Raw genomic sequence first — 16,292 nt, 5'->3', positions numbered from 1 at the left:
CTAGTCAAAAATAACCAGCCCCCGCACGATGAACGTCGTGTGGGGATATTAATTTAACCCTAGACGAGAGCGACTCTCGGCTATGGTCTCAGCGCCGTCGGTGTGCTTAATTGAGATCGCCCGCCTTACCAAGAATACTGTATATTGATCAGTGCGGTGTTGTAGCCGGCATTCTCATCATACAGCCCGCCGTTCGAGTAATGGACATACATCAGGGCGAGATAAACCGCGTCATATTTAAGCCCGGCCGCGATCCGGTCCTCAAACTGAAAGTGGCCGCCCATATCACGATCATTGACATAACGGTCGCTGATGTAACTCACCCCGATCCCCAACTCAACCACAGGGACGCCGCCGAGCAGCGGTTGAGTGAACTGATAATAGAGGACCGGCGTCAGCGCGATGATACTGAAATCATCATCGTCGCGCAGAAACCAGCGGTTATAGGAGGCATCCCAGTACACGGCGAGGTGGCCGCTGTCACTCTCCAGCCAGCGGTAATCGAGATCGTGCTGCAGCCCGATGCGCCCCAGCAGGTCGTCATCAAACGAATAACCGGCCCCGATGCTGACACCGTCAACCAGGCTCTGACTGTAACTGGCAGGAACAAACAGAATAGACATTATGACTATCAATAGATTACGAAATAAAATATTCATAGTTTTGCTTTCTTGTTGTTATTGATAAAAGACATTTTAGTATAGGCACGCCAATAGGAAAGTTGTGTAGCAGATCACGTTTTGTACTTTTCTGGCGCGCCTGACTAAAGACACAACCAGCGCGGCAAGCGATGCAGGCCACTGTGCCGTGACGAAACCAGGTTAAAAAAGTACCAACGGCGCGTGGTCGTTTTCTTTTTCATCCGCTCAATGTTTCTTGGTCATCCGCTCAATGGCTGCCGTCCGGTGAACATCTGTCATCTGATGATCAGCGACCATCGCGTCAATATTTGTCATCCCGTGAATTAACCGACTACGCTTATGGCTAATCCTCTCCTGAACAAGGTTAGCATAATGAACAAAATCAGCTCTTCCCTCTGTCTGGTACTCAGCGCATTCTCTCTGCCGACGCTCGCCGCAGGCGATTACATGCTCAATTCAGACCTCTCGTCGGTCAGCTTCGCCACCATCAAAAAGCAGTATATTGTTGAGCCGGCCAGCATACGTACCCTGAGCGGACAACTGAGCGAAGAGGGTAAGTTCTCAGTCAATATCGACCTGAAAGGCATCAGTACCGGCGTGCCGACTCGTGATAGCCGCCTCAACGAGATCTACTTTGAAAGCATGAAATACCCGCAGGTCATGGTCAGTGGCATGGTCGACAGCAAACTGCTGTCCGGGGCAGCCACCAGCACGACCATTCCGGCCCAGGTCACCCTGTACGGGCAGAGTAAAATGGTCGATTTCCCGGTGGTGATCATGCCATCCGATGGCAAGGTGATGGTCAGCTCCAGCGCTCCGGTCATCATCAACGCCGCGGACTTCTCGATTCCGGCCGCCAACCTGAGCGCCCTGTCAGAAACCGTCGGCGGGCTGAGTTTGTCGGACAGTGTGCCGGTCAGCCTGACCCTGCTGTTTCAACACTAACGTCGACAATAACGGCTACCGTAGTACGCGGCACTTGAGCACTTGATGGAATCAATAACTTAGTGACAACAGCACCAGCCGGCGTCACTAAGTTGTATTCAAGTTACTAAGTTGTAATCAAGTCACCAATTTGTAATCGAGTCACTAAATTGCAATCAAACCGCCATTAAAGCCTCATTAAAGCGCCGCGAATCTGACACACAGGCTGACTAGCATAACGTCAACACATAGGATTGTGAGGACGTTATGCTATCCACCAGCCCCTTCAAATTACCGCGTAAAACCCCGTTTGGCCTTGGCGAACACCTGGCAGAATGGGCGACCGGATTAAGCCAGCTGGATAAATTCTACGCCCAGCGCCCGGCCGGCTGTGATACCGCGCAGTTCCTGCGCTTTACCCTCGAAATTCTCGGCATCGACTATCAGCTCAATAAAGGCTCGCTAGGTCATGTGCCGCAAAGTGGCGCCACGGTCGTGGTTGCCAACCACCCGCTCGGCTGCGTCGAGGGCGTGATCCTGGCCGAAATGCTGCTGACCCGCCGCTCTGACATCAAGATCCTCGCCAACCACTACCTCAAAACCGTACCGGAACTCGACTCACTGTTTATCGGCGTCGATGTGTTTGAAACGGAGAAATCGGCCAAAGCCAATCTGCTCGCGATGCGTCAGGCACATAAACACCTTGAGCAAGGTGGTTTACTGCTGATTTTCCCGGCCGGTGAAGTGTCGCAACTGGTCGATCGCAAACAGCGCCGCCTGGAAGACAAAGAGTGGAGTCACTCGGTCAGCCGCCTGATCAAAAAACACAAAGCCAAAACGGTGCCGGTGTTTATCGACGGCCATAATTCGAAACGCTTTTACATGGCCGGCAAGATCCATCCGCTGCTGCGCACCCTGATGCTGGGGCGCGAGCTGCTCAATAAAAAACAGAGCTGCATTTCAATCGCGATTGGTGAAACCATTCACTACAAAGAGATTCACGATCTGTGCGACCAGCAACTGGTCAATTACCTGCGCCTTAACACCTACCTGCTGCACAGCCAGCACACCATCACGCGTAATAAGGCGACCCAGGACAGCGCGCTGCAGCCAATCGACAGCCGTCTGCCAACGGATGATCTGCGCCAGGACTTAGCGCGACTCTCCTTCTCCGACCATCTGCTGCGCCACAACGAATTTGACGTCTACTGCACCCGGGCCGAAAACATTCCGGCCATCATGCACGAGATTGGCCGGGTACGAGAAATCAACTTCCGTCAGGTCGGCGAAGGCACCGGACTGGCGCTCGATATCGATGAGTTTGATCGCGACTACCTGCATCTGTTTATCTGGGATCGTGAGCGTCAGGCGCTGGTCGGCGCTTACCGTCTCGGCCTGGTGGATCAAATTCTGGCACAGCGCGGTATCGACGGACTCTACTCCAGCACTCTGTTCCATTACGATCCGCGCTTTTTGCACAACATGGGCAATGCGATTGAAATGGGCCGCTCGGTGATCGACGCCTACTATCAGAAAAGCATGGCACCGCTGTTGCTGCTGTGGAAAGGCATCGCCACTTACGTCAGCCGCAACCCACAGTACACTCATCTGTTTCGGGCCGGTCAGTATCAGCAATGATTACAGCGATCAGGCGCGCCGCCTGCTGGCCGATACCATGACTCTGCACTACTACGACAAAGCGCAGGCGGATCTGGTCGAAGCCACCAACCCGCTGCCGATCGGACACAACCTGTGGAACGCCAGTCTGCTCACTTCACTGGCCGATCTACAGCTGCTGTCGCGGGTGATTGCGCGTATCGATGAAGGCAAAGGGGTCCCGGTGCTGCTGCGCCAGTATCTCGGCCTGAACGGTAAACTGGTCAGCTTTAACATCGACCCGGACTTTAACGATGCCCTCGACGGCCTGATTGTGGTCGACCTGCGCAACGTGCCGCAGCGCACGCTGGCGCGTTATATGGGCAGCGCCGAAGCTGAGCAGTACCTCAATTACCATCAGCAGTAATCTGGCTGCCCGCACAACCTCGCTGTCTTTTAACAGGATGTCTTTTAACAGGACACACACCGTAACTAAAGGCGCATCTCTTACGAGGACACACACCGCAATTAAAGGTGTGTGTCCTCGTAACAAAGAGGCACCGTAACGGCGTGTGTCCTGCTTATTTTTTCTTTCTGCTTACTCTTTTCTCTGCAGGCTTAGCCGCTGCGGTGGCGCGGGTGCGTGATAATTTCGCTGATGATGTGGTCGCGAAACCAACGGTGCGCACTGTCATTATTGAACTTTTCGTGCCAGTAGACCGAATGTTGTGACTGCGCGACCCGAAACGGCAGCACCCGCACCACCAGGCCGAAGTCCTGCGCCATGTATGTCGCCAGATGCTGCGGCACCACAGAGATCATGTCGCTGCTGCGAATGGCACTGAAGGTCGGGATATAGCCCTGAGTGGTGAGTTTGATATTGCGTTTCAGACGGCGCTGACTGAAATAGCGGTCAATCTGTTTCGAGCTGCCGCCACCGGTCACGGTCTGCACAAACGGCTGGGCGAGTAACTGATCCATGCTGATCTCAACCTGATTAGCCAGCGGATGATCCGCTCTCATCACCATCACCCAGTGATCTTTATCGATCACTTTGCGAATAAAGTTGGGCGCAAAATCCTCATCTATGGTGATCACAAAGTCGATCAATCCTTCCAGCAGCAGGCTGCGCGCCTGCACATCCCAGTTGATAACATGAAACGACACCTGCGACTCATCAGCCAGATAGGGCCGGATCACATCCGGCAGAATGTAGGCACTGACATAATCCGGGCAGGCAATAATAAACTCGCGCTTATCCTTATCCGGATCATAACTGGCGGCGAAAATATCATTCAGCCCGTCCAGCACCAGCGTCAGACTCGACTGGATCTCAAGCGCCGTTGGAGTGAGCTGCATGTGCGACCCGACCCTCACCAGCAGCTGGTCGTTGAGTAAGCGGCGTAACTGGGCGAGATGCTTACTCATGGTCGGCTGGGCAATGCCGAGCGATTCTGCTGCCGCAGTAACACTTTTGTACTCCAGCAAGGCGTTGAGCGGGATCAACAGATTCATATTGATCTGATTAAGCGGTTTAACCTGCTTCATAAACATTCCAAAACGTAATATTTCACATTCATTTTAGGTTATGGATAACTTGTGCTCAATCTCTATACTGGGCTGCAGATAACGGGTTGCACGCTCTGCGACCCGTTCACAGCACCACCCCGCGCACTAACGGCGTATCACCCGCTTTGACAAACCCGACAAATCACGCCCGTCACGCACAGCGTTCATGCTGGGCCGACGCACGCCCGTGATTGCCTTGCACGCCTCAAAGCCGCTACCCGCCATTGTGCGTTAAACCTGAAGTCGCAGCACACAACAGTTGCGAGGAGACAAGATGAAAAAATACCGCCCTGAAGATTACCAACGCGCCCGGGAAGAGATCACCGACCTGCGCTCCGCGATTCAATTTCTCTCCGAATATGAAGGCCAGCTGCTGGAAACCGATATCGAAGTCGATCCGGTCGGTGAGCTGTCCGGCGTCTATCGCCATATCGGCGCGGCCGGCACGACTATGCGCCCGACCAAAGAAGGCCCGATGATGCTATTTAATAACATCAAAGACTTTGAGAAATCACCGGTTGCGATTGGCGTACTGGCCAGCCGCGCACGTACCGCCCTGCTGCTCGGTCATGAACCGGAGCATCTCGGTCATGCCATGATGCAGGCCGCCAATAATCCGATCAAACCGATCCTGGTCGATCAAGCGCCGTGCCAGGAAGTGGTACACTACGCCGATGATCCGGACTTCGATATCCGCAAATTGATCCCGGCGCCGACCAACACAGTGGAAGATGCCGGCCCTTACGTCACGCTCGGTCTGGTGTACGCCGAAGATCCGGAAAACGGTGACACCAATGTCACCATTCACCGCCAGTGTTTTCAGTCGCGCGATGAAGTGTCGATCTTCTTTGCGCCGGGCCGCCATATTGATGTGTTCCGTAAAAAAGCCGAAGCCATGGGCAAACCTCTTCCCATCACGGTCAATATCGGTCTAGATCCGGCAGTGTACGTTTCCGCCTGCTTTGAGCCACCAGTGACCCCGCTGGGCTTTAACGAACTGGAAATCGCCGGCGCGTTCCGTAACCGTCCGGTTGAACTGGTCCAAGCCAAAACCGTCGATACCAAAGCCATTGCCCATGCTGAAATCGTGATTGAAGGCGAGATCATGCCGGACTACCGCGTGGTGGAAGATCAAAACAGCCACACAGGTAAAGCCATGCCGGAGTTTCCGGGCTACACCGGCGAAGCCAACCCGAGCCTGCCGGTCATCAAAGTCAAATCGGTCACGACGCGCACCAACCCAATCACCCAAACCTGTATCGGCTGCAGTGAAGAGCACGTCAGCCTGGCGGGGATCTGTACCGAAGCCAGTATCTTGTCGATGACCGAGCGCGCTATGCCGGGCCGTGTCCTGAACGTCTACGCCCACTCTTCCGGTGGCGGTAAGCTGATGGCGGTGATGCAGTTCAAGAAACTGAGTGCCAAAGATGAAGGTCGTCAGCGCCAGGCCGCACTGGTCGCCTTCGGTGCCTTCCCGGAGCTGAAGAACATCATTCTGGTTGAAGATGACGTGGATATTTTTGACTCTAACGACGTGCTGTGGGCGCTCAATACCCGCCACCAAGCCGATGTCGATACCATAGTGATCCCGGGCGTCACCACCCACGTACTCGACCCGTCACAAATGCCGGACATGAGCCCGTCGATCAAAGCGCGCGGTATGTCATGCAAAACTATCTACGACTGTACCGTACCGCTGGAACTGAAAGAGACCCGCTTCCAGCGCTCGCAGTTTATGGAAGTCGATTACCAGCGCTTCTTACCACAAGACTGATCATCGATCTGAACTTCGCTAAGCAGGACACACACCGTAATAAAGGTGTGTGTCCCCGTTAGAAAAAGACACCACAACGGTGTGTGTCCCCGTAAGAACGAGACACTACAACGGTGTGTGTCCCCGTAAGAACGGTAAGAAAAGAGACACCACAACGGTGTGTGTCCCCGTAAGAAAGAGACACCACGACGGTGTGTCCCCGTAAGAACGAGACACTACAACGGTGTGTGTCCTCGTAAGAAAGAGGCACCACGACGGTGTGTGTCCTCGTAAGAAAGAGACACCACGACGGTGTGTGTCCCCGTAAAAAAGAGGCATCACGACGGTGTGTGTCCCCGTAAGAAAGAGGCGGTTTGGTGGGGTAAATCGCAGGTATAAAAAAAGGTGGCCTTGGCCACCTTTTGCTTTGCTGATAGTGAGTGCTTACAGATTAGATCTCTGCACAGCCCCATTCAGGGTAGTGCTTACGCACGTACGCGTTCAGTTCTTTTTCTGCCTGAGTGTAATGACGCACGTTATCCTGGCCATCGTTCAGCGCGTGAACCATACCGGCACCGACGGTAACGTTGGTGTAACGGTCGATGATAATGAATGCACCCGTTTGTGGTAGCGCACTGTAAGTATCAACGGCTACTTTGTCAGTCAGCGATACTGAAGTCAGCGCGATTTCATTCAGACCCAGAGATTCACTGTTCTCTTCATGCTGTTCCAGCGTGTTCACATCCACCTTGTGATCGATGTTGCTGATACGGCCGGTACACGTCTTGGTCGCGAACTTGAATGAGTACTCTTTTTGAGTACGCAGCGGGTTCTCGTCCATCCATACCACGTGAGCAGACAGCTTGTTAGTCACCACTGGCTCATGACCAGAGTGAACCAGCATATCGCCGCGTGACACATCAATCTCGTTTTCCAGAGTTAGCGTGATTGCCTGACCTGGGTACGCCGTTTCCAGCTCGCCATCGTGAGTGTAGATGGTTTTGATGCGTGAAGTCTTGCCTGATGGCAGAGCGGTCACTTCATCACCCACACGTACAACACCTGATGCCAGCGTACCGCAGAAGCCGCGGAAGTTCAGGTTAGGACGGTTAACGTACTGAACCGGGAAACGCATGTGCTCAAGATCTTTATCCTGATCGATTTTAACCGTTTCCAGCAGCTTCATCAGAGTGGCACCAGGGTACCAGTCCATGTTTTCGCTTGGCGTTACGACGTTATCACCTTTCAGTGCCGAGATTGGCACGAAACGAATATCGTCGATGTTGAAGTTTTTCGCCATTTCACGGTAATCAGCTTTAATTTTCTGATACACGTCCTGGCTGTACTCCATCAGGTCCATTTTGTTAATGGCCACGATGATGTGCTTAATACCCAGCAAAGAACAGATGTAGCTGTGACGACGAGTCTGAGTCTGGATGCCGTAACGGGCATCAACCATCACGATCGCCAGGTCACAAGTTGATGCGCCGGTTACCATGTTACGGGTGTACTGCTCGTGTCCCGGAGTATCGGCGATGATGAACTTACGCTTGTCAGTTGAGAAGTAACGGTAAGCCACATCGATAGTGATGCCCTGCTCACGTTCTGACTGCAGACCATCCACCAGCAGCGCCAGGTCAAACGCTTCATCGGTGGTATTGAATTTCTGTGAATCTTTTTCAATCGCTGCCATCTGATCTTCATAAATCAGCTTGCTGTCAAACAGCAGGCGACCGATCAGGGTAGATTTACCATCATCAACGTTACCACAGGTAAGGAAGCGAAGAAGGTCCTTGTTTTCATGCACTTTCAGATACGCTTCGATATCTTCTGCAATTAGATCTGATGCGTGTGACATTTTTATTCCTTGATTTTCTCTACAACGACGAATGGCTCACCACTCGTCGATTGATAACTGATACAAATTTCTAGTTAACGATAAAAACTTAAGTGTTAACGATAAAAACAGTAACTGGTTGTACCCCGGCTCAGCGATAAAACTCCGTCAGAACCGAGATAAACTTGTGCTTGGCATCGAGCGGTAACTGATTAATCCCCGCGGCCGCTTTACGGCCGCCACCGGTATCAAACTGACAACACACTTCATCAGCACCAGTACGGTTTTCCAGTGGTGCGCGCACACTCACGGTATAATCCTGCAGGTTCTGGTTCAGGGTCAGCACTGCGTGCGCCTTGGCCGGAGACTGATTGGCCAACTCATTACCGAACACACCGCTGATGCGGCGCGCCCATGCTTCGCACGGCAACTCATACACTTCAGCCACTTCACTACTCTCAACCGGAGACAGCGCTGCAATGTGCGCGTAATCGGCGGCATAGCCGTTTTTCAGCAGGTAGTAAGGCGACTCCGGATCGTTTTTCAGATCAAACGGAGAAGCGTATGGCATCAGCATCGCCAGCAAATCAGCCGGCGGGATATGCAGGTCGTCAATGGTCGCGCCATAACCGTTGTAGTTGATCAGCGTGCCGAGCTCTTTCAAAAACTCACGCTGCTCTGAAGTTAAACCGATTTGGTCGGCCAGCGCTTCAGCAGTACTAAACAGATTATCGCCGTAGATACCGGCTACCGCCCACTGCGCATAACGATGATTCAAATGCTGGCTGATGAGCAAACTGGTACACACCTGGGCATCCAGGTTAACCAAAGCCGTGAAGTTACTCGCCTGAGGAACCTCACCAGTTTCGGTGGTGGTCACAATAGAATACCGGAACGTCACGCTCAATCAGCTCATACAGAGCATCGATGTTTTTCTCCATCGAAATATCAAGCACAGTTACTCCGCACACATCCTTTTGTGCAGCCACTTGTTGCAGCAGTTTAATATCACGCTTAACGCCGGTGATCAGAGTTGAGCGTTTTGGCTCCGCCTTACGTAGCTGCAGCAGAGCAATGATGCCATCAGCATCGCCGTTAAATACATCGTAATGCATAATTAAATATACCCAAGCTTAGTTAGCTGTTCGACCACGGCCTCTGCACACTCTTCCACGCTCTTATTTGCGGTTTGAATGTGAATTTCTGCATTGAGTGGCGCTTCATAGGCAGAATCAATGCCAGTGAAGTTTTTGATCTCGCCGGCACGGGCTTTCTTGTACAGCCCCTTTGGATCGCGTTGCTCACACACCTCAAGCGGCGTGTCGATATACACTTCCAAAAATTGCCCCGCATCAAGCAGCGCTCTGGCCTGTTCGCGATCGGAAATAAACGGAGAGATAAACGCGGTCAGCACAATCGTGCCCGCATCAACGAACAGCTTAGCCACTTCACTGATACGACGAATATTCTCGATGCGGTCTGCATCGCTAAAGCCTAAATCCTTGTTCAAGCCATGACGGACGTTGTCGCCATCTAATAAGTAACTATGTTTATTCAGGCTAAGCAGCTTGCTCTCAACGGCGTTCGCCACCGTCGATTTACCCGAGCCACTTAATCCGGTAAACCAAAGCACAACCGGCTTTTGCTTCTTTAATTCAATCCGATCCTGATGAGTTACCGTAGTGTTATGCCACACTACATCATCACTGACCGATTGATTTTCTTTTTTAATGTATGGAGAAGTCATAGTTATTTGCTTCTGACTGGTTACACCAAGATCAGAAGTAGCCCTCACGTTTTTTCTTTTCCATCGAGCCTGAGCTGTCGTGGTCAATCGCACGGCCCTGACGCTCAGAAGTCGTGGTCAGCAGCATTTCCTGAATGATTTCAGGCAGCGTCGTCGCTTCAGATTCAACCGCACCGGTCAACGGGTAACAACCCAGAGTACGGAAGCGAACCATCTTCTCTTCAACCACTTCACCTTCTTTCAGTTCCATGCGCTCATCATCAACCATGATCAGCATGCCGTCACGCTCAACTACAGGACGCTTGGCAGACAAGTACAGACCCGGGATTTCGATGTTTTCCAGGTAGATGTATTGCCAGATATCCAGCTCAGTCCAGTTCGACAGCGGGAAAACACGGATGCTTTCGCCCTTGTTCACTTTACCGTTGTAGATGTTCCACAGCTCAGGACGCTGGTTTTTCGGGTCCCAACGGTGGTGTTCATCACGGAATGAGTACACACGCTCTTTAGCACGAGACTTCTCTTCGTCACGACGTGCGCCGCCGAAGGCCGCGTCAAAACCATGCTTGTCCAGTGCCTGTTTCAGACCCTGAGTTTTCATGATGTCAGTGTGCATTGAGCTGCCGTGTACAAACGGGCTGATGTTCATCGCCAGACCTTCCGGGTTCTGGTGCACAATCAGTTCCATGCCCAGCTTTTTCGCCATGTAATCACGAAACGCGATCATCTCTTTGAATTTCCACGTGGTATCCACGTGCATCAAAGGAAACGGCGGGATACCCGGAGCAAAGGCTTTCTTCGCCAGGTGCAGCATTACGGAGGAGTCTTTACCTACCGAGTACAACATAACCGGGTTATCAAACTCAGCCGCGACTTCGCGCATGATATGAATTGACTCAGCTTCCAGCTGTTTAAGGTGAGTCATACGTTCTGGAGAAATATTCATTCCAATCTTTTCCATTTGTTGAATTGGTGAAAATGTAACACACAATGTATCAAACATCCCGTTAAGGAGTTCATTCTAACGCGCAGTTTTTACAGTCCAAACATTACGCTGATACTGCTGACCGTGATCAGACCATACACCAGGCTGACCGGCAGCCCGACTTTGACAAAATCTTTAATATGATACTGGCCGGCGTTAAACACCATCAGGTTGGTCTGATAGCCGTACGGGCTGACAAAACTGGCACTGGCGCCAAACGCGACCGCCAGGATATAGCCGGTCGGCTCCACGCCCAGCGTTTTTGCCAGACCAACCGCGAGCGGGAACACCAGTGCCGCAGCGGCATTATTGGTGACCAGCTCAGTCAGCCACCAGGTCATGATGTAAACCACACAAAGCCCGGCAAAGGGGGTGAACGCCTGCTGATTATCCAGGATCAGTAAATCGAGCAGTTCGGTCGCTTTGGTATTATTGAGCGCATGCGACAGCAGCAGAGCGGCGGAAATAATCAGCCAGATCTGCGTCGGCAGGCGCTGCAGGATTTCATTCGGCTTGAGCATGCGGGTCAGTAAAAATACCCCGAGCAGCATAAACATGCTTTTAAACAGCGGCACTAAACCTAACGCGGAGAGCCCGATGGCAGCGACAAAGCCAAGTACCGCAACCCACTCTTTAGTTGGGGTCAGGGTTTGCTCAGTTTCTACCCCGCTGACAAAGAAGAAGTTTTTACGCAGGTTATGACGAGATTTAAAATCTTCGCCCACCGCCAGCACCAGGTTGTCACCGGCTTTGAGCACCACCTCACCCAGCTTGCCGGATAAACGTTCACCATCGCGTTTGATCGCTACCACAGCCGCATCAAACAGCGCGCGGAATCCGGCGTGCTTCAGGGTGCGGCCGACCAGGGTACTTTCCGGACGGACAATCACTTCCGACAGGTTATCGAGCGGCAGGCCGTTCTGGTTGGCAAAGGATTCCAGGCCGGAAAACTGATTGAGCAACGTGACTTTTTTAATATCGCCACTAAACAGCAAACGGTCGCCCTGCTGCAGTACCTCATAAGGTGAAACCGGCGAAATCAGTTTGCCCTGACGTTGCAGCTCGACCAGAAACAGTGCTTCCAGGTTTCGCAGGCCGTTCTCTTCAATAGTGCGGCCAATTAACGCCGAGCCTTCGCGCACCTTGGTATCAATAAAGTAATCGGCCAGTACCTGAGTGGTATTGCAATGATTGGGCAGCCAGCGACTGGCAATAAACAGCGTGATACCACAACCGAGCACCAGCAAGCTGCCAACCAAGGTGAAATCAAAGAAACCCAGCGGCTTAAAACCGGCTTCAATCACCATGGAGTTAACGATTAAGTTGGTGGAAGTACCGACCAAAGTCAGTGTACCGCCGAGAATGGCGGCATAAGAGAGAGGAATTAATAAGCGGCTTGGCGCATGGTGGCGGTTGGCGCGAATCGGTGCCAGCATGGCCGACACCACCGCAGTGTTATTCAGCACCGCAGACGACAACGCGCCGAAGATATACAAATTAAGCCATGAGCGGCGATAACTGAGCCGGATAACAAAATTGGCTACCTGGCGTAAAAAGCGGGTTTTCTCCAGCGCCAGCGAGCACACCATAAGTAACACCAGAGTCAGTACGCCCTGGCTGGCAAAGCTGCTCACTACCTGTTCACTGCTGACAAAACCGCATACAAACAGCACGAGAAGCAATACCCCGAACACACGTTCAGGGTTGGATTGATACTTGATCAGCCCCGCTATTGTTAATACAAACAGCAACAAGACCGCCAAAGCCGACGTATAAGTAACTAACATTGTTGTTTTTATTCTTCCTTGGGAAAATTATTGGCTGTGTTTCTGTCACAGCTCTTCGTATACCTTTAATGCCCGCTCAAGATCGTCATAAAAGGTCAGCGTGCCCTGATGGAGAATTATCGCACTGTCACAAAACTCACGAATCTCCTTCATATCGTGGCTGACCATGATCACACTGGCGGTTTTACTCTTATCCAGCAGTGCCTGCTTAGCTTTTTTACGAAACTTCTGATCACCGACCGACGTCGCCTCGTCAATCAGATAGACATCAAAATCAATCGCAATACAGCAGCCAAAGGCTAAGCGGGAGCGCATACCACTGGAGTAATTTTTTACCAGTAAATCATACTTCACCCCTAGCTCAGCAAAGCGTTTTACCTTTTCTTCGTACTCATCCAGATTGGCCACCCCATTGACCCGGCCGATAAAACGGGTATTTTCCCGTCCGGTCATCTGCGGGTGAATGCCAGTGGCAAGCGCCACCGGCCAGGAAATGGCTTTGTCGGTTACCACTTTACCGGTGTTGGGGTATTCGCTGCCGGCAATAATGCGGAACAAGGTCGATTTACCCGCACCGTTCGAGCCGAGTAAGGCCACATTATGACCTTCAGGCAGGGTAAAGTTGATGTCTTTAAAAACGTACTGTTTACCCAGCTCTGAAGGATAATATTTAGTCAGGTTTTGCAGTTTAATCATCAGCAGCCAGCTTTGCTTCAAACTCATTTAACTTCTGCGCAATCACTGCCCCCTGCGGGCGCAATTCATGTGCGACTTTCATCAGCATGTAAGCGACTTCGATGTTGTCTTGAGCAAAAAACAGCGCAGCATCACGCACGGCATCAATGTGTTTATTCTGTTCAGAGACGGCTGGCTTAGTTTTGTGTGTGTGGGGCAGTTCTTTTTGACTTAACTCGATACCACGTTCCGTTAATTCGCGATAAAGCTTCTGGCTGTCATCTTGGTCCAGATCAATAACAATTAAGTTAGATTTATCCTTAAAGTACTGTTTTACTGCCTCGATATGACGGGAATAGTTACGTTTCCACTCATCAACAACCTCTGCCGGCGTCATGCCTGTGCTGTTGACGGTTTTTTGCAAATAACCCGGATGATTTTGTCGGCTCTGCACCCATTTATCGACATCCCGGTAATTCAAGATAAAAATTGAATTCGGATACTGCTGATCCAACTCTTTGAAGTACTGCTCTGCACTGTAAAAAGCCGTTTGGTCTTCCTCACGATGCTCCATATCAGTGAACACCTGAAAGTCCTCATAACCGGTCAGTAACGGCAAGCCCTTCTCAAAGTTAGACTTAATTGTTTTGGATAAATTACCACCTTCCCAATGCAGCGCTTTAAAGCCATCATTTTTAAAATAGTGATAAATGCTGGCCGTCGCGGCTTTATTAAAGCCAATTTGGAAGATTTTCATTTGGTTAACTTTCTCATCCAGCAGAGTAATCATCCCTGAGATTTCTGGCAGGGAAATGTTTTTTAACGCCCGCAATAAAACTTTAGCTTCGGTGTACGTCACACCGTGCTGAATCGACTTCACCAAGTTATGATAACGCTGCATCACAAACTGCTGAGCATCGGCAAGCATCGCCTCTAAAGCACACTCTTCAATCAAAGCCTCATAGCCGATGTAATAAGTCTCTAACTTATCGGGAGAAACCGTAAACTGATAACCCTGGTCATTATTAAGATAATAACCAGTACGGTTGGACTTAAAGCGATCCCCTCGCGGACGGCCCCGGCCAAGCATTGAGACATATTCAACCTGACTGCGGTACACACGGTGCACAACAAATACGTTAGGTGCCAGATGGTGCTCTGCTTTAATTTTGGCTTTGACGTCGTCAGCAAAAACTGCGGGTTCAAGATCACTATTGGCATACGCTAAATTGGCGCCATAGGCATTGTGAATACCGGCTCTCGCCTGACAACCCACTTTCACGATCGATTTTACGTGGTGATCGGTTATCAATGCATTCACTTGCGAAAAACAGCGGCTGAATTCAGTTTCACTGCGGTGAATGGCCCAGTTAAACAGCAAAACATCGTAGTTATCAGCTTCCGCCAACAATTCGTGGATTCCGGTCGAAAAATCCTTCGGCGTCCAAAACTCATCAATATCCAGAAAAGCAAGATGCGAGAATTCATCGCTATCTGCCTGCTGTAATGACTGATTGTATGCATTGGTCTGAAAGTTAGCTGGGGCCGAACGATATAAATCATCTGCCATAATGATATTGATATCAAACTTCTCCGCCAAGCGGGTCAGAATAGCCACAGTGCCATCTGAAGTGTTATTTACATAAATATCAAATGCATCAAAACCAAAATAAACATGGTGATAAATCCATTCCACAATGTATCTGGCTTCATCTTTAGCAATCGCAACGATTTTTACTTTTTTATTGTGAGCAGGCATAGAAGCTCTCTTGGTTAAAGTTACTGCTGACCATTACTAGTAATTTTTCATTATTTTTTCGTGCATGGCACTGATCAACTGATAAGCCTGCGGCTTTAACAGCCAATCCTGATTGGCTACTTTAATATTCTTAGTTCTTTTTTGCGCCTTATAGTGAACCAGGTTGGTCATAAACTTACTCTTTAAAGCATGCTCGGTAGCGCGATCAACAAAGTAATCACCTACTTCAAACGTATCCACATCATTTTCCATTAATGATTTGGCCTGCTCCATTTCAGCATCCAACGTAGGTTGCAGTGCAGAAAAAACCTCACGGGTTTTCGAGTTTTGCGGATAACCGGCTTTAACGCTGAGGGAGTTTAAACAACGTAAAACTTCAGTCGTCACCGGATCCATCGACTCATTTCTGAATCCCTGGCTCTGACCTGAGATATCAATCTGAGTACCATCAACTCCAAGCAGGTTAAAAAATTCAGTGACCAGCATCTTGCTTTCAAAAAGCGCATCAAAATCCAGAATATGAATATTATCTTTACCAAAAGCTGCAGCCATGGCATCCAGATTGAGAGTCTGCATAAGACTTTTACTTTCGCCAGGACGGATCAGATCCTGATAAAAAAACGCATGAAACGGTGTCGTTTCCGCCGTGTTTGACCGACTCCTGCCACATGGAATACATTTTTAAGCTGGAGCGGCGCCAGGCATAAATAATTTTAACCTCGAACTGAGCTAAACGCTCACTGAGGTATTTCCAGTCCTGAGCGGAAAAGTGGATAAAGTTTTCACTGGAAAGCAGTGCCTTCTCATGTCCGGATGCCAGTGTAGCCAGATCTTCATCAGAAATAGCTCTTCTTCTGACCGTATTTACCAAGTCATGGTGGCCAATCGGCGTAAAGTAGAGGGACGGAAAAGAGACGCCATGTTTATCCAATACATCCGTATTGTCCAGACAAGCTTTCTGAATCACCGTTGTTCCTGTTTTATGCGGGCCAACATGAAGATAAATCGTTTTCGTCATT

General features: G+C 50.6%; 12 protein-coding genes and 2 pseudogenes. 3 read left to right on the top strand and 11 right to left on the bottom strand.

Features of this window, described 5'->3' with window-relative positions; genetic code table 11:
* Positions 1-125: 125 nt before the first annotated feature.
* A complete protein-coding gene (locus ABDK09_09680; protein XAW89850.1) occupies positions 126-623 on the bottom strand; it encodes an acyloxyacyl hydrolase in 498 nt (165 codons plus the stop codon).
* Between the two features lie 390 nt (positions 624-1,013).
* Here ABDK09_09680 and ABDK09_09675 point away from each other — a divergent pair, with 390 nt between their 5' ends.
* Both ABDK09_09675 and ABDK09_09670 read left to right on the top strand, forming a co-directional pair.
* Positions 1,014-1,586, top strand: coding sequence for a YceI family protein (locus ABDK09_09675; protein ID XAW89849.1), 573 nt, complete (start codon positions 1,014-1,016; stop codon positions 1,584-1,586).
* Positions 1,587-1,832: 246 nt separating this feature from the next.
* A pseudogene (locus ABDK09_09670) lies at positions 1,833-3,588 on the top strand (lysophospholipid acyltransferase family protein).
* A 191-nt stretch (positions 3,589-3,779) separates the two neighbouring features.
* Here the strand turns inward: ABDK09_09670 and ABDK09_09665 are convergent.
* Positions 3,780-4,709 carry a LysR family transcriptional regulator gene (locus ABDK09_09665; GenBank protein ID XAW89848.1) on the bottom strand — a complete coding sequence of 310 codons (930 nt, stop codon included), beginning with the start codon at positions 4,707-4,709 and terminating at the stop codon, positions 3,780-3,782.
* Positions 4,710-5,004: 295 nt separating this feature from the next.
* Between ABDK09_09665 and ABDK09_09660 the strand changes: the two genes are divergently transcribed.
* Positions 5,005-6,504, top strand: a complete 1,500-nt coding sequence (locus ABDK09_09660; GenBank protein ID XAW89847.1) for a UbiD family decarboxylase — start codon at positions 5,005-5,007, stop codon at positions 6,502-6,504.
* A gap of 430 nt (positions 6,505-6,934) precedes the next feature.
* Here ABDK09_09660 and cysN read toward each other — a convergent pair whose 3' ends face one another.
* The 9 genes and pseudogenes from cysN to ABDK09_09615 all read right to left on the bottom strand — a co-directional run bounded on the left by cysN (position 6,935) and on the right by ABDK09_09615 (position 16,291).
* A complete protein-coding gene (cysN, locus tag ABDK09_09655) occupies positions 6,935-8,341 on the bottom strand; it encodes a sulfate adenylyltransferase subunit CysN (GenBank protein ID XAW89846.1) in 1,407 nt (468 codons plus the stop codon).
* Between the two features lie 130 nt (positions 8,342-8,471).
* Positions 8,472-9,435, bottom strand: a pseudogene (locus ABDK09_09650) (DHH family phosphoesterase).
* 2 nt (positions 9,436-9,437) lie between these two features.
* A complete protein-coding gene (gene cysC / locus ABDK09_09645) occupies positions 9,438-10,067 on the bottom strand; it encodes an adenylyl-sulfate kinase (protein ID XAW89845.1) in 630 nt (209 codons plus the stop codon).
* A gap of 31 nt (positions 10,068-10,098) precedes the next feature.
* Entirely contained in the window at positions 10,099-11,007 is a 909-nt protein-coding gene (cysD, locus tag ABDK09_09640) for a sulfate adenylyltransferase subunit CysD (protein ID XAW90712.1), read from the bottom strand.
* Positions 11,008-11,102: 95 nt separating this feature from the next.
* On the bottom strand, positions 11,103-12,839 hold the full coding sequence (locus ABDK09_09635) for an SLC13 family permease (GenBank protein XAW89844.1): 1,737 nt from the start codon (positions 12,837-12,839) through the stop codon (positions 11,103-11,105).
* Positions 12,840-12,884: 45 nt separating this feature from the next.
* Positions 12,885-13,562 carry an ABC transporter ATP-binding protein gene (locus tag ABDK09_09630; GenBank protein ID XAW89843.1) on the bottom strand — a complete coding sequence of 226 codons (678 nt, stop codon included), beginning with the start codon at positions 13,560-13,562 and terminating at the stop codon, positions 12,885-12,887.
* Positions 13,528-15,273: a glycosyltransferase family 2 protein gene (locus ABDK09_09625; protein XAW89842.1), complete on the bottom strand. Its 1,746-nt coding sequence runs from the start codon at positions 15,271-15,273 to the stop codon at positions 13,528-13,530. Before ABDK09_09625 ends, ABDK09_09630 begins: the two co-directional genes overlap by 35 nt.
* A 36-nt stretch (positions 15,274-15,309) precedes the next feature.
* Positions 15,310-15,825 carry a hypothetical protein gene (locus ABDK09_09620; GenBank protein ID XAW89841.1) on the bottom strand — a complete coding sequence of 172 codons (516 nt, stop codon included), beginning with the start codon at positions 15,823-15,825 and terminating at the stop codon, positions 15,310-15,312.
* 31 nt (positions 15,826-15,856) lie between these two features.
* Complete coding sequence (locus tag ABDK09_09615) at positions 15,857-16,291, bottom strand: hypothetical protein (protein XAW89840.1); 435 nt, start codon at positions 16,289-16,291, stop codon at positions 15,857-15,859.
* Between the last annotated feature and the right edge of the window lies 1 nt (position 16,292).

It is taken from the genome of Vibrio sp. CDRSL-10 TSBA, from assembly GCA_039696685.1.
Taxonomy (GTDB): Bacteria; Pseudomonadota; Gammaproteobacteria; order Enterobacterales; family Vibrionaceae; genus Vibrio.
Note: the sequence above shows the minus strand (reverse complement) of the source record. Positions and strands in the feature narration are given on the sequence as shown.